Source organism: Streptomyces sp. UC4497, assembly GCF_054871485.1.
Window position 1 is genome coordinate 25,792 of the sequence record NZ_JBTYHB010000047.1, and the last position, 26,167, is coordinate 51,958.

Annotated in this window: 29 protein-coding genes; 20 read left to right on the forward strand and 9 right to left on the reverse strand. The window is 70.7% G+C overall.

Annotated features, from left to right (window positions below; genetic code table 11):
- Together ACYSUO_RS37920 and ACYSUO_RS37925 are read right to left on the reverse strand one after the other, a co-directional pair.
- Positions 1-930 carry an aldo/keto reductase gene (locus ACYSUO_RS37920; protein ID WP_461780752.1) on the reverse strand — a complete coding sequence of 310 codons (930 nt, stop codon included), beginning with the start codon at positions 928-930 and terminating at the stop codon, positions 1-3.
- Between the two features lie 46 nt (positions 931-976).
- The gene (locus ACYSUO_RS37925; RefSeq protein ID WP_461780753.1) at positions 977-1,501 is read right to left on the reverse strand and encodes a cupin domain-containing protein; all 525 of its coding nucleotides are present in this window, start codon (positions 1,499-1,501) and stop codon (positions 977-979) included.
- 138 nt (positions 1,502-1,639) lie between these two features.
- Here ACYSUO_RS37925 and ACYSUO_RS37930 point away from each other — a divergent pair, with 138 nt between their 5' ends.
- The 10 genes from ACYSUO_RS37930 (at position 1,640) to ssuE (ending at position 11,445) form a co-directional block, all read left to right on the forward strand.
- Entirely contained in the window at positions 1,640-2,092 is a 453-nt protein-coding gene (locus ACYSUO_RS37930; RefSeq protein WP_461780754.1) for an RrF2 family transcriptional regulator, read from the forward strand.
- Positions 2,089-3,048 carry a DsbA family oxidoreductase gene (locus tag ACYSUO_RS37935; RefSeq protein ID WP_461780755.1) on the forward strand — a complete coding sequence of 320 codons (960 nt, stop codon included), beginning with the start codon at positions 2,089-2,091 and terminating at the stop codon, positions 3,046-3,048. The genes ACYSUO_RS37930 and ACYSUO_RS37935 overlap by 4 nt, the downstream gene beginning before the upstream one ends.
- A 436-nt stretch (positions 3,049-3,484) precedes the next feature.
- Positions 3,485-5,011, forward strand: a complete 1,527-nt coding sequence (locus ACYSUO_RS37940) for an ABC transporter substrate-binding protein (protein WP_461780756.1) — start codon at positions 3,485-3,487, stop codon at positions 5,009-5,011.
- 5 nt (positions 5,012-5,016) lie between these two features.
- Positions 5,017-6,048, forward strand: coding sequence for an ABC transporter permease (locus tag ACYSUO_RS37945; RefSeq protein ID WP_461780796.1), 1,032 nt, complete (start codon positions 5,017-5,019; stop codon positions 6,046-6,048).
- A 6-nt stretch (positions 6,049-6,054) separates the two neighbouring features.
- Positions 6,055-6,930, forward strand: a complete 876-nt coding sequence (locus ACYSUO_RS37950; protein ID WP_461780757.1) for an ABC transporter permease — start codon at positions 6,055-6,057, stop codon at positions 6,928-6,930.
- The gene (locus ACYSUO_RS37955; RefSeq protein WP_461780758.1) at positions 6,927-7,817 is read left to right on the forward strand and encodes an ABC transporter ATP-binding protein; all 891 of its coding nucleotides are present in this window, start codon (positions 6,927-6,929) and stop codon (positions 7,815-7,817) included. The genes ACYSUO_RS37950 and ACYSUO_RS37955 overlap by 4 nt, the downstream gene beginning before the upstream one ends.
- Positions 7,814-8,662 (forward strand): ABC transporter ATP-binding protein, encoded by an 849-nt coding sequence (locus tag ACYSUO_RS37960; protein ID WP_461780759.1) that lies wholly within the window; start codon positions 7,814-7,816, stop codon positions 8,660-8,662. The genes ACYSUO_RS37955 and ACYSUO_RS37960 overlap by 4 nt, the downstream gene beginning before the upstream one ends.
- A 37-nt stretch (positions 8,663-8,699) precedes the next feature.
- On the forward strand, positions 8,700-10,049 hold the full coding sequence (locus tag ACYSUO_RS37965; protein ID WP_461780760.1) for an LLM class flavin-dependent oxidoreductase: 1,350 nt from the start codon (positions 8,700-8,702) through the stop codon (positions 10,047-10,049).
- Complete coding sequence (locus ACYSUO_RS37970; protein ID WP_461780761.1) at positions 10,046-10,822, forward strand: alpha/beta hydrolase; 777 nt, start codon at positions 10,046-10,048, stop codon at positions 10,820-10,822. Before ACYSUO_RS37965 ends, ACYSUO_RS37970 begins: the two co-directional genes overlap by 4 nt.
- 65 nt (positions 10,823-10,887) lie before the next feature.
- Positions 10,888-11,445 (forward strand): NADPH-dependent FMN reductase, encoded by a 558-nt coding sequence (gene ssuE / locus ACYSUO_RS37975; protein WP_461780762.1) that lies wholly within the window; start codon positions 10,888-10,890, stop codon positions 11,443-11,445.
- 3 nt (positions 11,446-11,448) lie between these two features.
- Here ssuE and ACYSUO_RS37980 read toward each other — a convergent pair whose 3' ends face one another.
- Positions 11,449-11,841 carry a MerR family transcriptional regulator gene (locus ACYSUO_RS37980; RefSeq protein ID WP_461780763.1) on the reverse strand — a complete coding sequence of 131 codons (393 nt, stop codon included), beginning with the start codon at positions 11,839-11,841 and terminating at the stop codon, positions 11,449-11,451.
- 150 nt (positions 11,842-11,991) lie between these two features.
- Here ACYSUO_RS37980 and ACYSUO_RS37985 point away from each other — a divergent pair, with 150 nt between their 5' ends.
- The 3 genes from ACYSUO_RS37985 to ACYSUO_RS37995 all read left to right on the forward strand — a co-directional run bounded on the left by ACYSUO_RS37985 (position 11,992) and on the right by ACYSUO_RS37995 (position 14,448).
- Complete coding sequence (locus ACYSUO_RS37985) at positions 11,992-12,870, forward strand: NADP-dependent oxidoreductase (RefSeq protein WP_461780764.1); 879 nt, start codon at positions 11,992-11,994, stop codon at positions 12,868-12,870.
- 79 nt (positions 12,871-12,949) lie between these two features.
- Positions 12,950-13,516, forward strand: a complete 567-nt coding sequence (locus ACYSUO_RS37990) for a DinB family protein (RefSeq protein WP_461780765.1) — start codon at positions 12,950-12,952, stop codon at positions 13,514-13,516.
- Positions 13,517-13,632: 116 nt separating this feature from the next.
- A complete protein-coding gene (locus tag ACYSUO_RS37995) occupies positions 13,633-14,448 on the forward strand; it encodes an SAM-dependent methyltransferase (RefSeq protein WP_461780766.1) in 816 nt (271 codons plus the stop codon).
- 197 nt (positions 14,449-14,645) lie between these two features.
- Here the strand turns inward: ACYSUO_RS37995 and ACYSUO_RS38000 are convergent, their stop codons facing one another.
- From ACYSUO_RS38000 to ACYSUO_RS38015, 4 genes are read right to left on the reverse strand one after another with little or no spacing between them, the layout of a single operon-like run.
- Positions 14,646-15,500, reverse strand: coding sequence for an ABC transporter permease (locus ACYSUO_RS38000; protein WP_461780767.1), 855 nt, complete (start codon positions 15,498-15,500; stop codon positions 14,646-14,648).
- Positions 15,497-16,423, reverse strand: a complete 927-nt coding sequence (locus tag ACYSUO_RS38005; protein WP_461780768.1) for an ABC transporter ATP-binding protein — start codon at positions 16,421-16,423, stop codon at positions 15,497-15,499. Before ACYSUO_RS38005 ends, ACYSUO_RS38000 begins: the two co-directional genes overlap by 4 nt.
- A complete protein-coding gene (locus ACYSUO_RS38010; protein WP_461780769.1) occupies positions 16,420-16,749 on the reverse strand; it encodes a transcriptional regulator in 330 nt (109 codons plus the stop codon). The genes ACYSUO_RS38005 and ACYSUO_RS38010 overlap by 4 nt, the downstream gene beginning before the upstream one ends.
- Positions 16,746-17,258 carry a hypothetical protein gene (locus ACYSUO_RS38015; protein ID WP_461780770.1) on the reverse strand — a complete coding sequence of 171 codons (513 nt, stop codon included), beginning with the start codon at positions 17,256-17,258 and terminating at the stop codon, positions 16,746-16,748. Before ACYSUO_RS38015 ends, ACYSUO_RS38010 begins: the two co-directional genes overlap by 4 nt.
- A 187-nt stretch (positions 17,259-17,445) precedes the next feature.
- On the opposite strand from ACYSUO_RS38015, the gene ACYSUO_RS38020 reads away from it, so the two are divergent.
- The 3 genes from ACYSUO_RS38020 to ACYSUO_RS38030 are packed head-to-tail and all read left to right on the forward strand — an operon-like array spanning position 17,446 to position 21,008.
- On the forward strand, positions 17,446-18,018 hold the full coding sequence (locus ACYSUO_RS38020; RefSeq protein ID WP_461780771.1) for a helix-turn-helix domain-containing protein: 573 nt from the start codon (positions 17,446-17,448) through the stop codon (positions 18,016-18,018).
- A 51-nt stretch (positions 18,019-18,069) separates the two neighbouring features.
- Positions 18,070-19,509 carry an NAD(P)/FAD-dependent oxidoreductase gene (locus ACYSUO_RS38025; RefSeq protein WP_461780772.1) on the forward strand — a complete coding sequence of 480 codons (1,440 nt, stop codon included), beginning with the start codon at positions 18,070-18,072 and terminating at the stop codon, positions 19,507-19,509.
- Positions 19,506-21,008 (forward strand): peptide MFS transporter, encoded by a 1,503-nt coding sequence (locus ACYSUO_RS38030; RefSeq protein WP_461780773.1) that lies wholly within the window; start codon positions 19,506-19,508, stop codon positions 21,006-21,008. The genes ACYSUO_RS38025 and ACYSUO_RS38030 overlap by 4 nt, the downstream gene beginning before the upstream one ends.
- 44 nt (positions 21,009-21,052) lie before the next feature.
- Here the strand turns inward: ACYSUO_RS38030 and ACYSUO_RS38035 are convergent, their stop codons facing one another.
- A complete protein-coding gene (locus tag ACYSUO_RS38035; RefSeq protein ID WP_461780774.1) occupies positions 21,053-21,919 on the reverse strand; it encodes a helix-turn-helix transcriptional regulator in 867 nt (288 codons plus the stop codon).
- Between the two features lie 134 nt (positions 21,920-22,053).
- Here ACYSUO_RS38035 and ACYSUO_RS38040 point away from each other — a divergent pair, with 134 nt between their 5' ends.
- From ACYSUO_RS38040 to ACYSUO_RS38050, 3 genes are read left to right on the forward strand one after another with little or no spacing between them, the layout of a single operon-like run.
- A complete protein-coding gene (locus tag ACYSUO_RS38040; protein ID WP_461780775.1) occupies positions 22,054-22,368 on the forward strand; it encodes a carboxymuconolactone decarboxylase family protein in 315 nt (104 codons plus the stop codon).
- Positions 22,369-22,400: 32 nt separating this feature from the next.
- Positions 22,401-23,237: an SDR family oxidoreductase gene (locus ACYSUO_RS38045; RefSeq protein ID WP_327658112.1), complete on the forward strand. Its 837-nt coding sequence runs from the start codon at positions 22,401-22,403 to the stop codon at positions 23,235-23,237.
- Between the two features lie 33 nt (positions 23,238-23,270).
- Complete coding sequence (locus ACYSUO_RS38050) at positions 23,271-23,681, forward strand: (R)-mandelonitrile lyase (RefSeq protein ID WP_461780776.1); 411 nt, start codon at positions 23,271-23,273, stop codon at positions 23,679-23,681.
- Positions 23,682-23,696: 15 nt separating this feature from the next.
- Here ACYSUO_RS38050 and ACYSUO_RS38055 read toward each other — a convergent pair whose 3' ends face one another.
- On the reverse strand, positions 23,697-24,668 hold the full coding sequence (locus ACYSUO_RS38055; protein ID WP_461780777.1) for a 2-hydroxyacid dehydrogenase: 972 nt from the start codon (positions 24,666-24,668) through the stop codon (positions 23,697-23,699).
- 182 nt (positions 24,669-24,850) lie between these two features.
- On the opposite strand from ACYSUO_RS38055, the gene ACYSUO_RS38060 reads away from it, so the two are divergent.
- The gene (locus tag ACYSUO_RS38060) at positions 24,851-26,167 is read left to right on the forward strand and encodes an MFS transporter (RefSeq protein ID WP_461780778.1); all 1,317 of its coding nucleotides are present in this window, start codon (positions 24,851-24,853) and stop codon (positions 26,165-26,167) included.

A 26,167-nucleotide genomic window follows, 5' to 3' on the forward strand; every position in this document is an offset into this window, starting at 1 on the left:
CTACGGCAGCGTGTGCCCCGCCGCGCGGAACAGGCGGTACCACTCCTCGCGGGTCAGCGGGATCTCCGAGCCCGCCGCGGACTCGGCGACCCGGCCCGGGTTGGTGGTGCCGAGCACGACCTGCATGTCGGCCGGGTGCCGGGTGATCCAGGCGACCGCGATGCCGGTCGGGGTCACCTCGTACTTGGCGGCCAGCTCGTCGAGCGCGGTGTTCAGCTCCGCGTAGTTCTCACGGTCGCCGATGAAGACACCGTCGAAGAAGCCCTTCTGGAACGGCGACCACGCCTGCAGGGTCATCTTGTGCAGACGCGAGTAGTCGAGCAGCCCGTTGTCGCGGCTCACCGACTGGTCGAGCCCGGCCATGTTCGCGGCGACACCGGAGGCGATCAACGGGGCGTGCGTGATGCTCAGTTGGACCTGGTTGGCCACCAGCGGCTGACGCACCGCCGTCTTCAGCAGCTCGACCTGCCCCGGCGTGTGGTTGGAGACACCGAAGTTCACGACCTTGCCCGCCGCGTGCAGCTCGTCGAAGGCCGCAGCGACCTCCTCCGGCTCCACGAGGGTGTCCGGGCGGTGCAGGAGAAGGACATCGAGGTAGTCGGTGCGCAGTGCCGCGAGCGACTCGTCGACGGTGCGCACGATGTGCTCACGGGAGAAGTCGAAGAAGCCGGACCGGATGCCGACCTTGCTCTGGATGACGATCGACTCGCGCTCCGCGGCGCTCAGCGTGACCGCCTGCCCGAAGCGCTCCTCGCAGGCGTGCCGGGTGGGCCCGTAGATGTCGGCGTGGTCGAAGCTGTTGATCCCGGCGTCGCGGGCGCTGTCGTAGAGGACGCGGATGTCCTTGTCGTCGAGCTCCGCGACGCGCATCAGGCCCAGGACGACGTTCGAGGACGGCGCCTTGGCACCGGGGAAAGAGATCGATTTCATGGGGCCATCCTGTCCGAGTGGCCCGCCCCGATGCCAGTGTCCGCGACTACGCTTCCTGGCCCGTGTCGGTGTCCGTGTCCGAAAGCGCGTACAGCTTCGGCAGGTTGACCACGATGGCCTCCTGCGTGCTGCGGGCGATGACGACCACGGCCTCGTCGGCGGGGTCGGGGTTCTCCTCGCGGTGAGGCACGTAGGGCGGGACGAAGATGTAGTCGCCGGGGGAGGTGCGGAGCCTGACCTCCTCCTCGCCGGCGCCCGAGTCGTCGAGGAACACGAACTCCGGGTGCCCGCTCACCACATAGATGGCGGTCTCGGACTCGCCGTGGTGGTGATCGGAGGACGCGGTCGACGGGGCGACATGCGTCTGGCCCATCCACAGCTTCTCGGACCCCACAGTGTTCCCGCTGACGGCGGCGAAGCGCCGCATGCCGCCGCTCTGCGCGGTGTCGCCGTCCAGGGCGTCGGCGCGGACGTGGTGCAGCCGCGAACGCAGGGAAGCGGAAGGGGAGTTCGGGGCGTCGTGGAGATGGGGGTGGAAGCCCTCACCGGGTGTCGTCAACGGCTCGGTCATGGTGGCGACGCTAGAGCGGTGAGAGAAAAGATGTCAAGAGGTGTCCATTGGCTCTCACCTGCGGCAATGTTCCCGCAATGTTCGAGGAGGGGGAGGCACGGACCTTGCCCCAAGGCCGTCTTCGGGCATCATGTGGCCATGCATATCTCCGCGAAGGCGGACTACGCCACGCGCGCGCTCCTCGAGCTCGCCCGCGCCCCCGAACAACCGCTCACCTGCGAGGCCATCGCCGACGCCCAGGGGATTCCGTTCCGGTTCCTCAAATCGGTGGTGGGCGAGCTGCGCAGGGCCGGACTCGTACGCAGCCAGCGCGGCTGCGTGGGCGGGTACTGGCTCGGTGTGCCGGCCGACACGATCACGCTCCTCGATGTCACCCGCGCTGTCGACGGCGAGCTGATCACCCTGCGCGGCGAGCCACTGTCCGGCCTCGGCTACTCCGGCGCCGCGCGCGGGCTACCGGGGGTGTGGCGGCGGATCGAGGCGGACGCCGCGGCCGTGCTGGGCGGGGTGACCGTGGCGGCGCTGCTGGCGGAGGCCGAGGACGGGGTGGAGAGCGGGGCGGATCCCGTCCCCGCGCAGGGCGCCGCGTGACCGGCGATCCGGTGGCTTCGCGGCTCGAAGTCCCAGTGGCGCCGCGGCTCGAAGTCGTCGAGTACACCGACCCGTTGTGCCCCTGGTCCTGGGGCTCCGAGCCGACCCTCCGCAGGCTGCGGCAGGCGCTGGAGGGGCGGGTCCGCTGGCGTCGGGTGTACTGCATCCTCTTCGACGACGACGATGACCCGGCCCCCGACGCCGCCGCGGAGACCGCCTGGTACGCGCGCTACATCGAGGAGATCGGCGCGCACACCCGGGCCCCGTACGCCGCCCGCCTGAGCCGGGTCGCCGCGAGCTCCTGGCCCTCGTCCCTGGTGGCGAAGGCGGCGGAGTCCCAGGGTGAGGAGGTGTCCGCGTGGGCGCTGCGCCGCTTGCGGGAGACCGTTTTCGTCCTCGGGGAGCCGGCCGACACGCTCGACCTCGCCCTGAGTGCGGTACGTGACGTCCCCGGACTCGACTCCGACCGCCTGCGGCGTGACGCCACATCAGAAGCCGTACGGGCGAAGGTCCTTGCGGATCGCGCCGAGGCCCGGCGGCCGGTCGCGGAGGTGCTCGCGCCACCGCCCGGTGACTCGCCGCACCCCGGCGCGGCCAAGGAGACGGACGACGGGACGGGGCTGCGGTACGCCCTGCCCACGGTGCTGGTGCGTGGGGAGGCGGGGTATCGGGTGGTGCCGGGATGGCGGCCGTACGACGAGTACGTCGCGGCCGTGGAGGAGTTGAGCCCCGGCCTGACGGCACCGGTGCGGCCGCTGCCCGCCGACGAGGCGCTGCGCCGCCACCGCACCCTGACCGAACCCGAGCGTTCGGCCCTGGTGTGCGGACCCTGGCCGCCCCCGGACGCGGTCCGCGCCGACACCGCGAACGGCCCGCTGTGGCTCTGCCCGAGCGAGGCCGAGGCACATCCGGCGACCCGCCTCGACGACAACTCCGGCCCCCTGGCACCGCGTTGACCAGCGACATCGAGGCGTCCCGCGTAATGAGACACCAATTGGTGTCCATTGACAGCCGGGGGCCGGGCGGGTCAGGATGTGCAGCATGCTGACGACGCACCCCGGCGTGGTGTGCCGCTACGTGGACCTGCGGCGCACGTGTAGCGCACTCTGTCGCTGACTTCCTCTCCCTCCACGTAGCCTCCCGCGTGCCTGAACGCTCTCCCTGGGAATTCCCGGGAGCCCAGGACGTCCCGGGCGCTCTTTCCTGACGGCCGGCTCTTCGAGCCGCTCATCCGTCATGCCTCCTTCACCGCGTTCCACCCTGCCCATCGGTGTGCCCCGGCGCATGCCGCGGGGTGGCTGCGCGTGCCTTGTCCTTCGCTCCTTCGCGCTGCCCTCGATGCGCGGGAGCCGTCGCAGAGAGACACACATGTCCGGACGCCCCATGCCCAGAATGCGCCGACGATCCCTGAAGGCCGCCGCCCCGGCCGCGGGGGCCGCCCTCCTCCTCGTCTCCACCCTCAGCGGATGCGGTGGCGACGGCGCCTCGGCGGCGGGCGGGGGCGCCACCTTGAAGTGGACCTCCACCTACTTCCCGACCCACTGGGACCCGGTGGTCGGCGGGAGCGGCGCCCAGTTCCGTGAACTCTCCATGGTCTACGCCTCGTTGACGCGCACCGACGAGAAGGGCGACGCGGTCCCCGACCTCGCCAAGAGCTGGGACTACAACAAGCGCGGCGACCGGATCACCTTCCATCTGCGCGCGGGACAGAAGTTCAGCGATGGCGAACCCGTAGACGGGGCAGCGGTCAAGGCGGCGATCGACCGGGCCAAGAAGCAGAAGAACTCGGCCCTCTTCGGTGACCTCACCTCGATCGAGTCGGTGCGGGCGAAGGGCCTCGACGCGGTCGTCGAACTCAAGCAAGTCGACTACCAGATACCGCAGTTGCTGGGCCAGCGCGTCCTCCAGATAGCCAGCCCCAAGGCGGCGAAGTCCCCCGCGAAGCTCGACCAGCAGCCCGTCGGTGCCGGACCGTTCACCGTCACCCAGCTCATCCCCGGCACCAAGGCCGTCCTGAAGAAGAACCCGAAGTACTGGGACGCCAAGAACATCCACATCGACCAGGTCGAACTGACCTCGGCGCCCGACGCCTCCACCGTCGTGTCCGGCCTCCAGACCGGCGTCTACAACTTCGCCGACATCGAGCCCAGCCAGGCCGACGCCGCCAAGAAGGCCGGACTCGACGTCTTCGTCCAGCCCGGCTTCAACGCCTCCAACATCAGCCTGAACGTCAACAAGAAGCCCTTTGACAACGACAAGGTCGTCGACGCGGTCCGCCATGCGATCGACCGTCAGGAGTTCGTGGACAAGCTGACGTTCGGCTACGGCGAGGAGACCGACCAGCCGTTCCCCAAGGGGTACACGGCCTACGACCCCGCGTCGGCGAACGCCTACCCGTACGACCCGGCGAAGTCGAAGAAGCTGCTCGCCCAGGCCGGCTACAAGGCAGGTGACATCAAGCTCGACCTCGTCATCCCGGAAGAGCAGCCCGAGGCCGAGATCGTCCAGTCGCAGCTCGCCAAGGTCGGCATCAAGGTCAACATCAAGATCGACAAGAACTGGGCGACCCCGTTCTTCGCCAAGGACCTGACGTTCTCCCTGTACTCGACGACCGGCCGCGACTCCGCCGCGCAGACCCTCACCGCGCACTTCGGTCCCGACGGACCGCTCAACCTCAGCACCCCGTACGAGCCGAAGGGCTTCGAGGACGCCGTCGCGAAGGTCCGCGAGACCCGCATCGACGATCCCGACTACCCGAAGGTCCTCCGGGCCGCGACCCGCGCGGGCCTGCACAGCAAGGCGCTGGTCTTCACGTACTCCCAGCCGAACCTCATCGCCAAGAGCAAGACGGTATCCGACCTCCCGAAGAACCCGGCCCACATCGACTGGACCGGCGTCACCATCAAACCCGGGGCGTGAGCGGCATGCCAGACATCGTGAGCGGCGTACCTGACACCGTGAGCGGCAGCCCTCACACGCGGAGCAGAACCGCGCATGTACTGGGCCGCGTCCTGGCCACCGTCGGACGCTCCGTCGCCATCTTCATCCCCGTCTTCGTCGTGGCGACGTTCGTGACGTTCGCGCTGCGCTCGATGAGCGGACTCAGCCCGGCCCGCATCCAGTTGGGGGAGAAGGCGACCCCGGAGGCCATCGCCCGCGTCGAGGCCCAGTGGGGCCTCGACCGGCCCTTCCTCGCCCAGTACGGCGACTGGTTCAACGGCGTCCTGCACGGGCAGTTGGGCACCAGCTGGACCAACGGCTCCGACATCTCGACCCTCATCGGCACCGGCCTCGGCGTGAGCCTGTCCGTTGCGGGCGCCGCGCTCGTCATCGGCGTGGTCCTGGGCTTCGTCCTCGGCACCGTGGCCGCGCTGCGCCGGACCACCTGGATCGACCGGGCGGTCACCGGCTTCGTCACCGTGATCTCGGTGATGCCGGCGTTCGTCGTCGGCATCGTCCTGGTCACCGTGTTCGCCGTCGGGCTCGGCTGGTTCCCGTCCGCCGGATATGTGCCACTGGCGCAGGGGTTCGGGCCGTGGGCCCTGCACATCCTGCTGCCGGCCCTCGCGCTCAGCTGCGACGTCGTCGCCGACGTGGCACGCCAACTGCGCACGAGCCTGATCGCCGCCTCCCGCGAGAACTACGTCACCGGGGCCGTGGTCCGGGGCCTCAGCCCCCGGCGGATCTTCCTCGGACACGTCCTGCGCAACGCCCTCGGGCCGACGCTCGCCACCCTCGGCCTCAAGTTCCCGGCCCTCGTGGGTGCCTCCGTCGTCACCGAATGGATCTTCGGCCTGCAGGGCTTCGGCCGGTTCGCCAACGACGCCGCGCAGGCCGGCGACGTACCCGCCGTCCAGGGAGTGCTCGTGGTGTCGATCGTCCTCGTCGTCGGCTTCAACCTGATCGTCAACCTGGTCCTGGCGCGCGTGACGCCGGCCGCGCAGAGGGGAGTGTGAGCCACCATGATGCGCCGCATCCTCGCCCTCACCACGGGCCGCATCGCCGTCGTCATCCTCACCGTCGTCGCCCTGCTCGCGCTCCTCGGACCCCTCCTTGCCCCGCAGAACCCCCTGGCGACGAGCGGTGACACCCTCGCCGCCGCCTCCGGGGAGCACTGGCTGGGCGCCGACTACCTCGGCCGCGACGTGCTCAGCCGGCTCCTCGACGGGTCCCGGGTCAGCGTCCTCGGCTCACTCGAAGTCGCCCTGACCGCACTGGTCGTGGGGTCGATCCCGGGCATCCTGTCGGTGTACCTCGGCCGCGTCTTCGAGTGGCTGACACTGCGCCTCGCCGACACACTCGTCGCGCTGCCGTTCCTCCTGTTCGCCGTCGCGGTGATCGCGCTGCTCGGCAACGGCATCACACAGGCGATGCTCGTGACCGGCGCGCTGGTGTCCCCGCTGTTCTACCGGGTGTCCCGCGCCGCCACGCTGGCCGTGGCCCGATCCCCTTACGTAGAGGCCGCGTTGATCTCCGGGGCCTCGATCGGCTGGATCGTGCGACGCCATGTCTGGGCGAAGGTGCTGCCGCCACTCGCGGTCGCTCTCGCGCAGACCATCGGCACCGGCTTCGTGATCGTGTCGAGCCTGACGTTCCTCGGCATCGGCGTCCAGCCGCCCGAACCCACCTGGGGCGGGCTGCTCGCCTCCGACCTCGGCTACCTCGGCCAGCAGCCCTGGGCCCCGCTCCCGCCCGCCCTCCTGATCATGGCGACGGTGTGGGCCGCGAACCTGCTCGCCGACGCGATCCGCGACGTGTCCGGAACGGCCACGAGCGGCCGGGCCCCCGCCGGCCGGAACCGCCTCGACGAGACCGCCCCCGCCGGAGGTACGACATGACCACAGCGCCCACCGACCTCGCCCGCGAGCAGGACCGCGACGACGGCGTCCGGGCCGCGCCCGTGATGTCCCTGCGGGATGTGCGCATCGCCGACACGGCCACCGACCGGGAGATCGTGCACGGCGTCGGCTTCGAGCTCAGGCCCGGCACGACGGTCGGCATCGTCGGCGAGTCCGGCAGCGGAAAGACCCTCACCTGCCGCGCCGCGCTCGGCATCCTGCCACCGCACTTCGAGATCACCGGCGGCCACGTCGAACTCGACGGCACCGACACCGCCACCCTGACCGCGAAGCAGTGGACCCGGCTGCGCGGCACCACCATCGCCGCCGTCTTCCAGGACCCGGCCTCCTACCTCAACCCCTCGATCCGCGTCGGCGCACAGCTCGCCGAGGTGCTCCGAGTGAAGAAGGGTCTGAGCAGGCGCGAGGCACGGGTGAAGGCGATCGAGCTGCTGCGCACCGTGCACCTGCGCGACCCGGAACTCAGCTACGGCCAGTACCCCCACGAACTCTCCGGCGGCATGCTGCAACGCGTCCTGATCGCCACCGCGATCGCCGCCGAGCCCCGCATCCTCATCGCCGACGAGGCCACGACGGCACTGGACGTCACGGTCCAGGCGGAGATCCTCGACCTCCTGGCGGACCTGCGCGACCGTGCGGGCCTGGCCCTCGTGGTCGTCTCCCACGACCTCGCCGTGGTGGCCCAACTCTGCGACGAGGTACTGGTGATGAGGGAGGGCACGGTCGTCGAACAGGGCCCTACGAGCGAGGTGCTGCACGCCCCGCGGCACGAGTACACCCGGCTGCTCATCGCCGAACACGAGCTGTACGGCATCGAAAGATTCCGCACGGGGACGTCGACCGCTTCCGCCAAGGGGGACGTGTGAGTGACAACGACCGTACGGAGAAGGCGACGTCGGTCCTCGACATCGCCTCGCTCGACGTCCACTACGGCCCCCGCAGGCGCCGCCGCCAAGCCCTGCACGGGGTCTCGCTCAGCGTGGCGCCCGGTGAGACGCTCGGTCTCATCGGCGAGACGGGATCGGGGAAGTCCACGCTCGCCCGCGCCGTCCTCGGCCTCGTGCCCGCCACATCCGGCACCATCACTTTCGGGGGAGCGGACGTCACCGGCCACAGCCGCCGCCAGTGGCGCGGCCTGCGCCGCCGGGGCGTCATCCAGTACGTCTTCCAGGACCCGCTGCGCAGCCTCGACCCGGACCTGACCATCGAAGAGTCCCTGAGCGAGCCACTGCGTGTCGGGGGCGTACCGCGCGCGGAGGCGGCCGAGCGGATCCGCGAGTACCTCGAACGGGTGCGGCTGAGCGAGGAGTTGCTGAGCCGACTGCCCGGCGAGCTCTCCGGCGGTCAGCGTCAACGCGTCGCCGTGGCGCGGGCGTTGGTGACGCGCCCCCGCCTCGTCATCCTCGACGAGCCCGTCAGTGCCCTCGACTCCGCCAACCGTGTCCAGATCCTGGAGATCCTCAAGGAACTGCGAGCGGACGGCACGGCCCTGGTCTTCATCTCCCACGACCTCGGCTCCGTCGCCGGCGTCGCCGACCGTGTCGCCGTCCTGTACCGCGGCGAACTAGTCGAGACCGGTACGACGGACTCCGTCGTCAACGAGCCGCAGCACCCCTACACGCGCCTCCTGCTCGGCTCCGCACCCACCCTGCACGGCGCCCCGGCCACCCGGGCCGAACGCGAGGCGCTGCGCGCCCTGCTGCCCGCCTGAGCCACCCGCCGCCCCGCTCCCACAGAGAGGCACACCCATGCCCCGCAAGAAGATCCACCTCGCGCTGCATCCCTACGGCGTCGGCGGCCCCGGCCAGCACGGCCTGTGGAAGGACCCGCGCGTCGCGAACAACGCCAGCATCGACATCAACTACTACATACGCCAGGCCCAGGCCGCCGAACACGCCCTGTTCGACGCCCTGTTCGTCGTCGACAGCCAGTTCATCAACGCCACCTACCCCTCCCACTACCTCAACCGGCTCGAACCGCTCACCCTGCTCTCCGCCGTGGCGACGCACACCCGGCACGTCGGTCTCGTGGGCACGGCCAGCTCGACGTACAACTCGCCGTTCAACCTGGCCCGCCGCTTCGCCTCCCTCGACCACATCAGTGGCGGCCGGGCCGGCTGGAACGTCGTCACCAGCTTCGACACCGGCACCTCGCGCAACTACGGGTTCGAGGAACACCTCGACTACGCCACCCGCTACGGCAGGGCCCTGGAGTTCGTCGAGGTCGCACGCGGCCTGTGGGACTCGTACGAGGACGACGCGTTCCCCGCCGACGTCGAGCGGAACGTGTTCCTCGACCCGGCCAAGCTGCACGAACTGAACCACGTGGGCGAGCACTTCAGGGTCGCGGGCCCGCTCAACCTGTCGCGCTCCCCGCAGGGTCAGCCGGTGATCTTCCAGGCCGGTGTCTCCGAGGAGGGCCGCGACCTGGCCGCCCGCGTCGCCGAGGGCATCTACGCGCCCGGCGGCTCCCTCCAGCAGGCCCAGGAGTACTACGCCGACATCAAGCGCCGCACCGCCGCCCACGGCCGCGACCCCGAACACATCAAGATCTTCATCCACGGCGGCCCGGTCGTCGCCGCCACCGACGAGGCCGCCCGCCGCCGTGAACGCGAGATCTTCGAGGAGGACAACGACTTCGACCGCCACCTCGCCCTGCTCGGCCGCTCCTTCGGCGCGTACGACTTCAGTGTCCACGACCTCGACGCGCCCTTCCCCGACGTCGCCCACCTCGCCGAGAAGGGCGGCAGGACGGGGGCCGCGAAGATCATCGAACGGGCCCGGACGGAAAACCTCACGCTCCGTCAAGTCGCCCAGTCCCTGGCCGAGTTCCGCCGCTCGCCGTTCGTCGGCGCGCCGGAGACCGTCGCCGACCGGATCGAGGAGTGGTTCGACGCCGGCACCTTCGACGGCATCAACCTCGCCTTCCGCACCGAGGAGGAACTCGAGCTCTTCGTCGACGGCGTCGTACCGATCCTCCAGAAGCGCGACCTGTTCCGCACCGCGTACGAGGCCGACACCCTGCGCGGCCACCTCGGCCTGCCGATCCCGGCCAACCGCCACACCATCGAAACCGCCTCCCTGGGAGCCCCGCGATGACCAGCCAGTACACCGACCACCTCGCCCCCGAGGGCCTGCTCACCCGCGGCACCGTCATCGTGGTGCCCGGACGCGGCGAGAGCCGTGCCGTGTACGAGCGGTTCGGCAGGCGGCTCGCCGCGGACGCCTACCGCGTACGGGTCGTGGACACCCCGGACCTGAGCGGCGACGACCTCGCCGCCACCCTCGACACCCTGGTGGCGCGGCTCGCCGAAGCGGCCGACGGCACAGTGTCCGAATCCGGCGGCGCCCCGGCCGCCCCGCTGGTCCTGGTGGGCTCCGACAGCGGCGCCGCGGCGGTCGCCGCCCTCGTCGCGGACCCGGCCCGGGCGCGCCGCCTTGGCGCGGACGCCGTGGTCCTCGCGGGACTGCCGGGCAGGGCGGCCGCCGGCACCGAGGCGTGGGACGAGGAACTCGACGTCCGCACCTCCTGCCCGACACACCGTGGCGTGCTCACGGACGACACCCTTGTACGCCGCGGAGAGCTGAACACACCCGTTCCGGCGCCGGTCCTGGAGCTGGCCCACGACAGCGCGGGGGACCTCCCGCGGCTGTTCCTCTTCGGTGACGCCGACCCGCTGGCGGACCGCGACGCCCTCGCGCTCACGGTGGAGAAGTCGGCCTCGGCGCGGCTCGCCGTGGTCCACGGCGCCCACCACGACGTACTCAACGACAAGCAGCACCGTTCGGTGGCCGCGGAGGTCGTGACGTTCCTCGAAGCGCTGCGCGAAGGCCTGACGCCCGCGGTCACGGTCGTGTCGAGCGCGTGGTGAACCGCGCTGCCCGGCGGCGCCCGTAGCCGCCCGCCCTCCTCTCACCTCTCACGAAAGGCCCCACCATGGCCACCATCCTTTCCGTGTCCGGCAGCCCCTCCGCCACGTCGCGCACCGCGCGACTCCTGGAACATCTCGACGAACGGCTGCGCGACCAGGGGCACGAGGTGACCTCGTTGCAGGTACGCACCCTGCCGGCCGACGCGCTGCTGGGCGCGGAGTTCGGGCACCCGGCCATCGTCGACGCCATCGCCCGGTTCGAGCGGGCGGACGGCATCGTCATCGGTACGCCCGTCTATAAGGCCGCCTACTCGGGGCTGTTGAAGTCTCTCCTCGACCTGCTCCCGCAGTACGCCCTGGCCGGAAAGACCGTGCTGCCCCTGGCCACGGGCGGCACCACGGCCCACGTCCTGGCCCTCGACTACGCCCTGCGTCCCGTCCTGAACTCGATGGGGCCGCACCACATCCTGCCGGGTTGGTTCACCCTCGACCGTGATGTCACGGTCGGTGAGGGCGGTGAGCTGGTCGTCGCCGAGCCGTCCGCCGAGGCGCTCGCCGAGGTCACGGACCGGTTCTCCGCGGCGCTCGGTGGGCGGACGGTGGCACTGGCGCAGGCAGGGTGACGCTCAGCCCGTGGTGAGGGCAGCTCGTGCGCGCTCGGCGACGTCGGCGGGGGCGGCGGCGATGACGTCGTCGAGCGCGGAACGGGAGGACCGCAGGTCGTCGATGGCCCGGGAGATGCGGTCCCGCTCTTTCAGTAGATCGCCGACGAGGTCGGGGCAGGTCGGCACCAGACGCTCGTCCTCGTCGCGCAGGCAGGGCAGGATCGTGGCGATGGTGGCCGTGGTCAGGCCCGCGGCGAGCAGGCTGCGGATACGGCGCACGGTGTGCACGTCGGCCTCGTCGTATTCGCGGTATCCGCTGGGGCGGCGCACGGGATCGAGGAGCTGCTGCTCTTCGTAGTAGCGCAGCAGCCGCTCGTGGACGCCCGTCCTGCGGGACAGCTCACCGATCCGCACGTGATCCTCCTCGATGCGACTTGGCTCTCAGCTTGACTCTGACATTGATGTGAGACTTTACCGTTCCGGGTGTGAGCGGGGGAGGCCGCCTGACGGCAGCTTCCTCGGTCACGTGGTCCAACCCCGTATCCCTGGAAGGGTCTTCACGCCATGCGCGCCATCCGGATCGACCGCCACGGCGGCCCCGACGTCCTGACCGTCGACGACATCGCCGAGCCCGTCCTCGCTGTCGACGAGGTCCTCATCCGTACCACCGCCACCAGTCTGAACCCGGTCGACTGGAAGACCCGGGCCTGGGAGGTCGGACCGCCGCTGCCGGCCACGCTCGGCTGGGACGTCTCCGGCCGGGTGGTCGCCAGCAACGACGCGTCGTTCCACGTGGGTGACGAGGTGTTCGCGATGTCCGCCCAGATCGCCACGGGCCGGGGCACATGGGCCGACCTGGTCGCCCTGCCGGGACACCTGGTGACGGCAGCGCCGTCCGGCGTCCCTCTGGCGGACGCGGCGGCGCTGCCGCTGGCCGGAGTGACCGCCTTGCAGGCCCTGCGCAACGCCGAACTGGCGGGCGGGGAGCGGGTCCTGGTCGTCGGAGCCGCCGGGGCGGTCGGCGGTCTGGCGGTCCAACTGGCCCGTACGATGGGCGCCCACGTCGACGGCCTGGTGTCCCGCCCCGAACACGAGTCGTCGGTGGTGGAGTTGGGCGCCGAACACGTCTGGCACCGTGCGGCCGATCTGCCCCGCGCCCACTATCCGGTCGTCCTCGACACCGCGGGGCTCGACGCGTCCGCCGCCCTCGCCGCCGCGGGCCGCTACGTGTCGATCTCCGACGAGCCGTTGCCCGACGTGCCGGGAGCGCGCAAGAGCTACGTGCAGGAGAGCGTGGCCGACCTCGCGTGGATCGCCAAGCTGGTCGACGGCGAGGAACTCCGTGTGCGCGTCGCCGCCCGCTACCCGCTGGCGGACATCAGGGCCGCCCACGAACGCTTCGAGGCGGGCGGAGTGCTCGGGAAGATCCTGGTCACGTTCTGAGCGCTGGGGCGGCCCGGGGCGGCCTCAGGCAGTCCCGGGCCGCAATATCGGTGGCGGTCAGGGGCCGCCACCGACCACCATGCAGCCCATGACCGACGAACCCGCGCGCTGGACCGAGGCCACCGTCTACCCGGACATGTGGGCGGACCCGGACGACGACCCACGCGAGAACGACAGCAGCCCCGAAGGCGAACTCGCCACGCTGGTGGACTTCCTGACGAACTATCGCCTCACCCTGCGGTTGAAGTGCGCGGGCCTGACCCCGGAACAGCTCGCCCGGCGTTCCGTCCCACCGTCGACGATGTCGCTGCTCGGCCTGGTGCGCCACCTCGCCGAGGTGGAACGCGACTGGCACAACTGGATCACCGAGGGCGAACCGCTGCCCAGGCTGTACGGCAAGAAGGACACGGACTTCGAAGGCGCCGTCGCCGAACCGGCCGTGGTGGACGCGGCGTTCGCCGACCTGGAACGCGAACAGGCCGCGACCGACGCGGCCTTGGCCGAGCACGCGGACCTGGGCGCGAAGGTCGGCAGGGAACGGATCGCCGTCCGCGAGCTGATGGTGCACAGGGTGGAGGAGTACGCCCGGCACTGCGGGCACGCCGATCTGCTGCGCGAGTGTGTCGACGGGAGGGTCGGGCAGTAGCGGCCAACTGTGCCTCGTCGCGCGAGGGTTGTCCCGCCCCGTGTTCGTTCCCTGCACGTCGCGAATTAGGGTGAGTGCCCCGTGCCTGATCACACCCACGCTGGGAGACGCATCTCGTGACCGACACCGCGCAGCCCGACAACCTGCGTACCCGTATCGACACCAGCAGGCCGCACACCGCCCGGATCTGGAACTACTGGCTGGGCGGCAAGGACTTCTACCCCGTCGACGAGGCCGCGGGCGAGCAGATCCGGAAGCTGCACCCGGGGATCGCCGAGTACGCCCGCGCGGACCGCGCGTTCCTGGGGCGGGCCGTGCGCAACCTGACCGAGGACGTGGGGATACGCCAGTTCCTCGACATCGGCACCGGACTGCCCACCGTCGACAACACCCACGAGGTCGCCCAGCGGATCGCCCCGGACACCCGGGTCGTCTACGTCGACAACGACCCGATCGTCCTGCGCCACGCCCAGGCCCTGCTGAAGAGCACGCCGGAGGGCCGCACGGACTACCTCGACGCCGACCTGCGCGATGTCGACCAGATCCTCGAACAGGCAGCCAAGACCCTCGACCTCACCCGTCCTGTGGGTCTGATGCTCCTTGGCGTGATCATTTTCGTCGGCGACGACGAGGACCCGTACGGATTCGTGCGACGCCTCCTCGACGCGCTGCCCTCGGGCAGCCACCTCGTGCTCTCGCACACCGTCACCAGCCCGACCATGCCCGACGTGGACGCGGCCGTCGCGTTCTGGAACGAGAACGGCACCCCCAAGCTGAACCAGCGCACGCCGGAGCGGATCGCCCGGTTCTTCGACGGTCTTGAGCTGCTGGAACCGGGCGTCGTCTCCTGCACGCGCTGGCGTCCGGAGTCGGGCGACCCGGAGAAGCTCGCGGAGGTCGCGATGTTCGGTGGGGTCGGGCGGAAGGCTTAGGGCCCTTCTGACGGATCTTGCTGCAGTCGCGGGCCCTGGCACGCCCATCTGCGGCGTTGTCGTCGGTTGCCAACGCTCCGCGTTGACGCCCTCCTCCGCCTTGCAGCTGCACGCACCAGACCCCGCTCGCGGAGCCGGTCATTCACGGCTGCCCGCATCCAGCCTGATCCGTCAGAAGGACCCTAGGGCCCGCCGCCTCAGCTCTGGAGCGCCGCCTTCCGGTGGCGCTCCGTCAGGCGGGAGCCGGATTCGCGGCGGGCGGCGCGGCGCAGCAGCGGGATCGCGAGGAGGAAGCCGAGGGCGGCCCAGGCGGTCAGGACCAGGGCGACCATGGGCAGTTCCCAGGATCCGGCCGGCTCGGCGGCCCGTGCCGCATCCGGCAGGAGCGCCGAACGCAGGCCCTGCGCCATCCACTTGAGCGGGAAGACCGACGCCACCTGCTGCAAGGGAACGGGCAGCACGGTGATCGGGAACACCGCCCCGGAGGTGACGAGGAGTCCCATCACCGGCAGCATGATCAGGGCCAGCGCCTCACGCGGGTTGGGCAGCACCGCGCCGATCGCGGCGCCGAGCGGCACGACGGCAAGCAGCCCGAGCGTCGTGACCCACGCCAGCGTCAGCCACCCGCCCGGCCCCTGCGGCAATGGCCCGTCGGCCAGCAGCGCGGCGGCCGCCAGGAGCAGGGCCAGGGTGGCGACCGAAACGACCACGATCAGCAGGCACTTGGCGACCAGATACGCCGGTATCCCGCCAGGCGTGGCACGCAGCCGCAGCAGAGCGCCCTCCTCCCGCTCCGTCACGAGGATCTGCGGCAGCGTGACAAGACCGACCTGGAAGAGGAGATACGCGGCGAAGCCCGCCACCACCAGGTGGGACATGGGTGTCGCGGTGCCGGGTACGTTGCTGCTGATGTACGCGGCGATGACCAGCGCCACGACGACGTTCGTCACGTGGCCGGACATCTCCTTGCCGTTGCGCACGAGGTGCCGCAGCTCGATGCCGCCGCGCTGGATCCCGGCACGCCAGCTGTTCGTCATGGGTGTCGTCCTCATGCGGCCCGTGCCTCCTCGTCCTCGTCCGGCTCCGCGCCCAGGTCCGCGCCGTCGGCCGCCAGGTTCACCATGTGCAGATACGTGTCCTCGAGCGTCGGCCGCCGTACCTCCAGGTCGGCGATCGGGCCGGGGGCGTCGCGGTGCAGTTCCCACACGAGCTGCGAGGGGTCCGCGGTGCGCTCGCGGCGCGGTGTCCCGTCCTCGGACGTCCAGCGGACCTCGGCGCGGGCGGCTGCCCGCAGGGCCAGCTCCGCGGGTGTGCCCGAGGCCCGGATCCGGCCGCCGACCAGCATGGCGATCCGGTCCGCGAGCCGCTCGGCCTCCACCAGGTCGTGGGTCGTGAGCAGGATGGTGACACCTTCGTCCCGGGCCAGCCGCTCGACCAGGGCATGGAACTCGTACCGCGCCTCCGGGTCGAAACCGGTCGTCGGCTCGTCCAGGAAGAGGAGCCGGGGACGCCCGACGATGCCGAGCGCCACGTCGAGGCGTCGACGCTGTCCGCCGGAGAGCCGGGCCACCTGCCGGTCGGCCTGGTTGGTGAGACCGACGAGGGCCAGCAGCTCGGCCGGGTCGCGCGGGTCGGGGTAGTACGTCGCGAAGTGCCTCAGCAGCTCGCCGACCCGCCAGCGGCCGTGGTCGCGCCAGGACTGCAGGACCAGGCCGATCCGCGCCCGCCACGCGTCGTCGCCGCGCTCCGGGTCCGTACCGAGCACGCTCACGTCCCCGGCGGACCGGCGCCGGAAGCCCTCCAGGATCTCGACGGTGGTCGTCTTCCCCGCCCCGTTGGGGCCGAGCAGCGCGAAGACCTCGCCGCGGTGGATGTCGAGGTCCACGCCGTGCAGGACGTCGATGTCGCCGTACGTCATCGTGATGTCCCGGGCGTGGACGACGGGTCCTTCGGATGTGGTGTGCCGCGTCGTCATCGCTGTGCCCCCGAGGCTGCGGGGGCCGCGGAACCGGCGCCCTCGACGATCGCCCGGAGTGCCGCGACATGTCCCTCGAAGGCGGTGCGCCCACGGGCCGTCAACCGCACCCGGGTGCGGCGGCCCCGGCCGCCGCCCTCCTTGCGGAGCTCCAGATACTCCGCCTCCTCAAGGGTGTGCAGCTGCTTGGAGAGCGCGGAGTCGCTGAGCGAGAGGCTGTCGCGGACGAAGGAGAACTCCGCCCACTCCGTGGCGGCGAGCAGCGAGACCACCGAAAGCCGGGTGGCGGGATGGATCAGCTCGTCGAAACCTGCGGGAACACTCATCGCCCGGCCTCCGTCCTGGCGCCCGGCGTACGGTCCTCGTGGTTCCGCGCGGACCTGGCCGCCCAGCGGCTCGTCGGCCCCACGAACAGCACGAACACGGCTGCCGAGACGGTGGCCTGGATCAGGCTGCCGTGCAGCGGCTCCAGCGAATCGACCAGATGCCCGGAGAGCAGCACCGTCGCGCCGGTCACCACCCCGCCCGCCATGAAGGTGGCGAACATCCGTGATGTGTGTCGCGTGTGGTGCAGCCGCACCCGGCTGCGCCGCTGATGGCGCACGGCAAGTCCGCCCAGCAGCGCGACGTACGCCGCCATGACCAGGCCCACGCCCCATCCGGGCAGCTCAAGCCCCAGGCCGGCCAGGAACAGCCACATGATCGCGGCCGTGGCCCACGGGCTGCCCGAGCCGGCCGCCGCGGACCGCTCCACCTCGTCGTACACCCGCTCCTGCGGCACACGAATGCGCTGCAGGTCCCTCCAGGCCTGTTCGGCATCCACCGACGTGCTCACGCGTCTCGCCCTCCCGTTCCCCGCTCCACTTTCCCAGGAGGAAAGTTACGCGCGACTTTCCTGGTAGGCAAGTAAAGGTCGTGGTGGCACCTGAGGTGGTCGGCGCCGCGGTCGCCCGCCAGTAAAGAAAAAATTGATGGCAGCACAACCCATTGTTGTCTGGCCACAGCCTTGTTAGGTTCCGGCCATGGCGAACGATCACTCCGGCCCTCCGGCCGAGGTCGGCGCACGGCTGCGCCGCCGCAGGAAAGCTCTCCAACTCACCCTGAAGGAAGTGGCCGAGCAGACAGGGCTCACGGAGGGGTACCTCTCGCAGGTCGAGCGCGATCAGGCGAACGCGAGCGTGCGCACGCTTCAACGGCTGTGCGAGGTACTGAAACTGACGGTGGGCGACCTGTTCGACCAGGCGGGGAGCGCCGCCGGGCCCGTCCTGCGGTTCCGCGACACCCACGGGATGTCGTTCGGCGAAGGCGCCACGAAGATCAAGCTCACCCCCGGGACCTTCGACCATCTCGAAGTCCTCCTCGGCCACTTCGCGTCCGGTGGCTCCACGGGCGTCGAGCCGTACACGCACGGCAGCTCGGAGGAGTTGCTGCTCGTCCTGACCGGCGAGGTGGACGTATGGGTACGCGGCCAGCACCACCGGCTGTCCGCCCTCGACTCCATCCACTACCGCAGCAGTGACCCCCACCGCGTCGCCGAGGCCACGGGCACCGGCGAGGCCAGGGTCCTGTGGGCGATGGCACCTCCCACCTACTGAGCGCCCATTCAGCGCCTGCTGGGCGTACGCATGTGCACTAAGGAGTCACCGATGACCGTCTACCGCAACGGCGAGATATCGCACTGGATGCAGGCCTCCCGGCCTTCCCGGACCGCGGGCACCCCGCCTGAACGCGACGACCAACTACCCGACGGGACACAGGATTTCGTCATCGTCGGCGGCGGTCTCACCGGCCTCTGGGCCGCCTATCACGCTGTCCTGGAACACCCCACCGCGAAGATCACCGTCCTCGAGGCCGAAGAGGTCGGCTACGGGGCCTCCGGCCGCAACGGCGGCTGGCTCTCCCCGCTCATCCCCGGCAACCGCGCCGTCTACGCGAAGGCCGCCCGCAAGCGGGGCCAGGACGGCGCCGCCGCCGTCGCCGCGTTCCAGCGCGCGATGGACGGAGCCGTCGACGACGTCCTCCGCGTCCTCGACGAGGAGGGCATCAAGGCGGACCAGCAGCGCGGCGGACACCTGCGCGTCGCTACCACCCCCGCCGCGATGAAGCGCCTCGAACTCACCCACGCCGCCGACCTCGCGAACGGCTACCGCGCCGACGACCTGCAACTCCTCGACGCCGAAGCCGTCAAGAAGCGCATCGCCATCGGCCCCGCGCTCGGCGGCCTGCACACCCGCACCACGGCGCGCGTCGACCCGGCCAAGCTCGTCCACGGGCTCGCCGACGTCGTGACCGCCAAGGGCGTACGCATCCTGGAGCACACCCGCGCCACCCGCATCGCACCCGGCGCCGTCACCACACCGCGCGGCACCGTGCGCGCCACCACCGTCCTGACGTGCCTGGAAGCGTATTCGGGACAGGTCGAGAGCGACGTCCCCGCGCTCGGCGCCCGCGAGGTCATCCCGGTCAACTCCTCAATGATCGTGACCAATCGGCTCCCGGACGACGTGTGGGAGCGGATCGGCTGGGAGGGGCGGGAGTGCCTGGGCGACGCCGCCCACACCTTCGTCTACGCCCAGCGCACCGAGGACGGCCGCATCGCCATCGGCGGCCGTGGCACGCCCTACGCGTTCAACTCCGGCACGCCCGGCGAGGGCCGCGTGGACGCCCGCACGGTGCGCACCCTGAGCGAGCGGATCCAACTCTTCTTCCCCGACGTGCGGTTCACCGTCGACCACGCATGGCGCGGCGCGATCGGCGTGACCCGCGACTGGTGTGCCGGAGTCACCTTCGACCCGGCCACCCGCATCGGCGTGGTCCGCGGCTTCGCAGGACACGGGGTCACCGCCACCCAACTCGCCGCGCGCACCCTCCTGGACCGCGCCGAAGGCCGGGACACCGACCTCACGCGGCTGCCGTGGAACGACCACGACTCGGGCCGCTGGGAACCCGAACCGCTGCGCTGGATCGGCGTCCACGCGATGTACCGGCTGTTCGGCGTCGCCGACCGCTGGGAGGAGAAGCGGCACTCCCACAGCACCTCGCTCATCGCCCGCGTCGGATCGAGATTGGCAGGACTCAGCGAATGACCGGAACTCCCGTGCCGGACACGGCACTTCGCGAAGACGGAACCCGCCGGGAAGCGGCCGACGAGCGGTCCCTGCGGCGCGGCCTGTGGAGCATGGCCTTCACCGAGCTGTGGGAACGCTATTCGTTCTACGGACTGCAGGGCATCCTCTCCTTCTACCTGCTGTACAAGGTGGCCGACGGCGGCCTCGCCCTCGACCCGGCCGTCGCCTCGGGCATCGTCGGCGCGTACGGCGGCGCCGTGTACCTGTCGCAGATCCTGGGATCCTGGCTGGGGGACCGGCTCGTCAGCCCCCGGAACATGGTGCTGTACGGCGCCGTGGTCATCACCGCCGGACATGTGGTGCTCGCGTTCGCCCCGGGCCTGACGGGACTCGCGGCCGGACTGGTGTGCATCGTGCTCGGCACCGGCGCGCTGAAGACGAACATCACCTCGATCGTGGGCTTCGTCCTGGACCAGCACCCCGACGAACGCTACCGCGACGCCGGATTCACGTACTTCTACATGGCCATCAACATCGGCGCGGTGGTCGGCCCGCTCACCACGGGCCTCGCGCAGAACGAACTCGGGTTCCACTACGGCTTCGGCCTCGCCGCGATCGGGATGGCCGGCGCGCTCGTCCAGTACCTCCTGTCGATGAAGCACCTGCCCGCGCGGGCCCACACCGTCAACAACCCGCTCCCGGCCGGCCGTCGGCCCCTGGCCGCACTCGTGGCGGTCGGCTTCCTCGCGGTGGTGGGCGGCGCCGTAGGCGCCGGGCTGCTGCGGGCGGAGAACCTGTCCACGGTGGTGACCGTCGCCGCGCTCGTGGCCGCGGCCGTCTACTTCCTGACCATGACCACCTCGAAGACGGTCAGCCGCGACGAGCGCCGCCGCGTCCTCGGCTATCTGCCGCTGTTCCTGGCCTCCGGGATCTACTTCGGGTTCCTCTTCCAGAAGTTCACGGCGATCTCCATCCTCATCACCGAGCGCATCGACCTGCACATCGGTGGCTGGACCTTCCCCGTCGCCTGGATCACGACGGTCAGCCCGCTCGCGGCGGTGCTCATCACGCCGCTGATCGCCCGGCTGTGGACCAGGCTGGGAGAGCGCCAGCCCGGTCCGGTCACCAAGGTCGCCATCGGACTGACGCAGATCGGCTGTGCCTATCTGTTCCTGCTGGTGCTGTCGGAGGCCACAGGAAACGCGCAGATCCCGCTGTTCCTCATCCTCGTCTTCATGGCAGCGGCCGGTTCTTCGGAGGTCTTCGTCGGACCCATCGGCCTATCCCTGGCCACCCGGATCGGCCCGAGCACCTTCCGCTCCCAGATGGTCGGCCTCAACTTCCTTACACTGGCCCTGGGTTCATCCCTCGCGGGCCTGCTCGGCCAGCTGTTCACGGCGATCGACAACGCTTCGTACTTCACCATCACGGCCGTGTGTGGCATCGGCATCGGGCTCGCGCTGATCGCCACCCGCAAGCCGCTGGGCCGGCTGCTGAACGCGGGTCTGGAGAGCTGACCGGCGCGCCGGTGTCCCTATGACTCGACGGACGTCTCCGGCGTCTACTGCTCGATGGACGTCTCCGGCGTCGCCGCCCACGCCGCGAGCAGCTGGAGCTTGTCGTGGTCCGGGGTGTTCGGCGGGCTGCTGTATGCGGTGAGGGTGAGGCCCGGCTGGGCGGGGAGCTCCATGGCGTCGAAGTCGAGGGCGAGCTCGCCCACGACGGGGTGCCGGAAGGACTTGCGGCCGGTGCGGTGCAGGCGGACGTTGTGCTTCGCCCACGCCACGCGGAACTCGTCGCTGCGGGTGACGAGCTCGCCGATCAGGCCGGTCAGGTCGCTGTCGCCGGGGGCCCGCCCTGCCTCGGTGCGCAGCAGGGACACGGTGGTGTTCACGGACTCCTCCCACTCGGGGAAGAACTCGCGCCCGGCCGGGTCGAGGAACTGGAAGCGGGCGATGTTGACCGGCTGCCGGGACTCGTCGGCGTAGAGGGGGCTGTACAGGGCCCGGCACAGCGGGTTCGTGGCGAGGATGTCCAGGCGGCCGTTGCGGATGAAGGCCGGGCAGTCGCTCATCGAGTTCACTACACGCACCACGCTGTCCGGCAGCGGGCCGCGGCTGCGCTTGGTACGCCGGGCGGGGCGCTTCGCGGCGGCGCGCGCCAGGTCGTACAGGTGCGCGCGCTCGGCGTCGTCGAGCTGGAGCGCGCCCGCGACGGAGTCGAGGACCTCCTCGGAAGCACCGGCCAGGTGGCCGCGCTCCAGGCGCACGTAGTAGTCGATGCTCACGCCCGCGAGCAGCGCGACCTCCTCGCGCCGCAGCCCCGGCACGCGCCGGTTCCCGCCGTACGCGGGCAGGCCCGCCTGCTGCGGGGTGATCTTGGCGCGGCGGGAGGCCAGGAACTCGCGGATGTCGCTCTCGGTGCTCACGTTTCCAGGCTAAGGCGGGATGTGCGCATGTGGGGGGTCCTGTCAGTACCTGTAACGGCAGACCCTTCTCCGCGCCGGTGACCTGCGGTTTCCTCGATATCGGCAGCCAAGCCGGAAGAACGAGGAGAAGCATCATGCCGAAGCAGTCCGCCCCGCAGGAGCTCGCGGAGATCGCGCCGAAGCTGGTCGAGGTCACCAATGACGTCCTGTTCGGTGACGTCTGGGAACGGCCGGGTCTCTCGCCCCGCGACCGCAGCCTGGTCACCGTCAGTGTGCTCGCGGCGCTCTACCGCGGCGAGCAGCTCGGCTACCACCTCCGTGTCGCCCTGGAGAACGGGCTGACCGTCGAGGAGCTGTCCGAGGCCATCACCCACCTCGCGTTCTACGCGGGCTGGCCCAACGCGATGACCGCCATCAACCAGCTCAAGCAGATCACCGAAACCGCATGAGCAGCCCCACGAACAGCCGCAGGAGCACCAGCATGACCAGGGTCTTCTTCATCACCGGCGCGGGCCGTGGCCTCGGCGCCGACATCGCGCGCCGGGCCCTCGCCGCGGGACACCAGGTCGTGGCCACGGGACGCCGGCCCGAGCGCGTCGTCGAGGCGCTCGGCGGGGAGCAGGACAACCTGCTGGCCACCGCCCTCGACATCACCGACCCCGAGGCCGCCGAGCGCGCCGTCCGCGCCGCCGTGGAACGCTTCGGGCGCATCGACGTACTGATCAACAATGCGGCGAATTTCTACGCCGGGTTCTTCGAGGAGCTCAGCGACGCGCAGGTCCGCGCGCAGATCGAGACCAACCTGTTCGGCCCGATGAATGTCACCCGCGCCGCCCTGCCCGTGCTGCGCGCCCAGCGCTCCGGGCATGTCATCACCATCTCGTCGCTCGCGGGCGCGATCGGGGTCGACTTCTGCGTGGCGTACTCCGCCGCGAAGTTCGGCGTCGAGGGCTTCATGGAGAGCCTGCGCCACGACGTGGAGCCGTTCGGCATTCGCACCACCATCGTCGAACCGGGCTTCTTCCGCACCGAGCTGCTCGTCGACGCCTCCACCACGTACGCGGAGGGCTCCATCGACGACTACGCCGAGCGCACCGCCGCCACGAAGAAGCAGTGGGAGTCCATGAACGGGCAGCAGTCCGGCGACCCTGCGAAGCTGGCGGATGCCCTGCTCAAGGTGGCCGATCTGGAGGAGCCGCCGCTGCGCTTCGTCGCGGGCGACGACTGCCTCGCCGCCGTCGAGGCCAAGGCGAACGAGCTGCTCGCCCAGGTGGCGGCCTCCCGCGAGCTGGGCTCGGGTCTCGACCACACCTCCTGACGACCGCTACCCCCTACCTCTAGGAAACGCGCCATGGAACACATCACCAGCACGCCCACCGTGAAGACCCCCGCCGAACGCTTCACCGGCGACGTGTACCTCAACCTCATCGAGGCCCCCGCCGCGCCGGCCCACCTCGCCGTGGGTCACGTCCGGTTCACGCCCGGCGCCCGCACCAACTGGCACTCCCACGCGAACGGCCAGACCCTGCACATCATCGACGGTGTCGGCCTCGTCGGCACCCGCGAAGGCCACGTGGTGCGCGCGAGCGCGGGCGAGACCATCAAGTGCCCGGCAGGCGAGGAACACTGGCACGGCGCCACCGATACCACGTTCATGGCGCACATCGCCATCGTCGTCGGTGACGCGGATGGCGACGGCACCACCTGGCTGGAGCCGGTCACCGACGAGCAGTACGAGAGCGCGCTGGCAGCCACCGCCTGATCCAATCGACAGGCCCTACTCCATCGCGTTGACCAGGGGTTCGCCGCTCGCCCAGCGGCGTACCTGGTCGACGATCAGGCGCTCGGCGCGCGGCCGGAACGTCGCCGAACCGCCGCCCACGTGCGGAGTGATGAGGACGCCCGGCAGCGCGCGCAGCGGGTGGTCGGCGGGGAGCGGTTCGGGGGACGTGACGTCGAGGGCCGCACGGAGCCGGCCGGTGCGGGTCTCGGCGAGCAGCGCGTCGGGGTCCAGGGTGCGGCCGCGGCCGATGTTGACGACGAGCGCGTCGTCGGGGAGCGCGGCGAGCTCGGCCGCGCCGAACAGGCCCACCGTGGACGGGTTCTCGGGCAGCACGAGCACCGCGATGTCCACGTGCGGAAGGAGCTCCGGCAGATCCGTGACCGCGTGGACGTCGCTGTCGGGGCGGGCGCGGCGGGCCACGCGCACGACGGTGGCCTCGCACGCGAGCAGGCGCTGTTCGAGCGCCGCGCCGATGGACCCGTAGCCCACGATCGCCACCCGCGAGTCCGCGAGGGAGCGCGTGAAGTGCGGCTCCCAGCGGCCCCCGTCCTGGTCGCGCACCCACCGCGGCAGCTCGCGCTGCGCGGCGAGGATCAGCGCGAGGGCGTGCTCGGCGGCGCTCGCGTCGTGCAGCCCGCGCCCGTTGTGCAGCGCCACGCCCTCGGGCAGCAGCGGCCGCAGCTTCTCCACGCCCGCGCTCAACGACTGCACGGCGCGCAGCCCCGAAAGCTCGGGGAGCAGCTTCGTGGCCTCGGGCGTCGCGTAAGGCATGACCCAGTAGCCGATCCGGGCGAGCTGCTCCGTGTCGAGCCCGACCGGCGCCACCCCGTCCCACACGTGGACGCGCACCCCGTCAGGCCAGGGGCCGTGCGCGCGGTCGAGACCGGACCAGGGCACCAGCACGTCGGGCGCCTCGGAATCGGGTCCGGTCCGGTCGGGGATGCGGCTGGAGTCATGGCTGGGCATACATGCACCTTTCCGGGCGGCTTCGGCCGAAGCGCGGCAAATCATTGATGCGCCAAGGCTGTTGACCTGGCGACGCGTCGACCCTAACGTCTTTCCGTCCCACAGAACACTTTCCGCCCCACGGAAAAATGCTTCGGGAAAGTGTCTCGGAGAACCCTCACGGAAAGCAGGAGGTGTGACGGATGACAGCGACGTCGTCCCGCGCCGCACGCGGCAGTGGATTCTGGTCGTCCACGCGGACCAAGCACATGATCCCGATCGCGTTCGTCACGTACTCGCTGGCGTATCTGGACCGGTCCAACTATTCGCTCGGCTCGGCGGGCGGCATGGCCGAGGACCTCAACATGTCCAGCGGCATGGACGCGCTGGTCGCCGCCTCCTTCTTCCTGGGCTACTTCTTCTTCCAGATCCCCGGCACCATCTACGCCGAGCGCCGCAGCGCCCGCCGCCTCGTCGCGTACTCGACCATCGCCTGGGGGGTGCTCGCCGCCGTCCAGGGACTGCTGCACAGCCCCGCCCTGCTGGTGGCCGTCCGTTTTCTGCTCGGCGTGGTCGAGGGCGCGGTCATGCCGTCGATGGTGATGCTGCTCGGGCGCTGGTTCACGCAGCGCGAGCGCGGGCGTGCCAACACCTTCCTGATCCTGGGCAACCCGGTCACCGTGATGTGGCTGTCCGCCGTCTCCGGACTGATCATCGAGGCCACCAGCTGGCGCGAGATGTTCATCATCGAGGGCCTGCCGGCCGTGCTGTGGGGCCTGCTCTGCCTCAAGATGATCAAGGATCACCCGGCGGAGGCCACGTGGCTGCCCGAGAGTGAACGGGCCGAGCTGGACGCGGAGTTGGCGAAGGAGCCCACGGTCGCCGTGGCCCGCACCGCCGAGTACCGCAAGGTGCTCTCCTCGCGTCCGGTGCTCATCCTGGCCGCCCAGTACTTCTGCTGGTCGATCGGCGTGTACGGGTTCGTGTTCTGGCTGCCCTCGATCATCAAGGAGGCGTCGGGCCAGGGCATCGGCGCCACCGGCCTGCTCTCGGCGGTCCCGTACCTCTTCGCCTCGATCGCGATGCTCGTCAACTCCCAGCTCTCCGACCGCAGCGGCAGGCGCCGCGTCGCGATCTGGCCCTGGCTGGTGGTCGCGGCCCTCACGCTCTACGGCTCGTACCTCGCGCACTCCTCCTTCGCGATGTCGTTCGTGCTCCTGATCGTCGCAGGACTGTGCCTGTACGCGCCCTACGGTCCGTACTTCGCGCTCGTCGCCGACCAGGCGCCCAAGAACGTCTCCGGAGCGGCCGTCGCCCTCGTCAACTCCTTCGGCGCGCTCGGCTCGTTCGTCGGCACGTACCTCGTCGGCTGGATCCGCGGCAGCTCCATGGGTGACATGGGCGCCTTCGCCGTCATGGCCATCGGCACGCTGATCTCGGCCGCGCTGATGGCCTTCGTACGACGGCCCGCGGAGCTCGAGGCACCGGCTGCCAAGGTCGCCGAACAGCACGCCACGTAA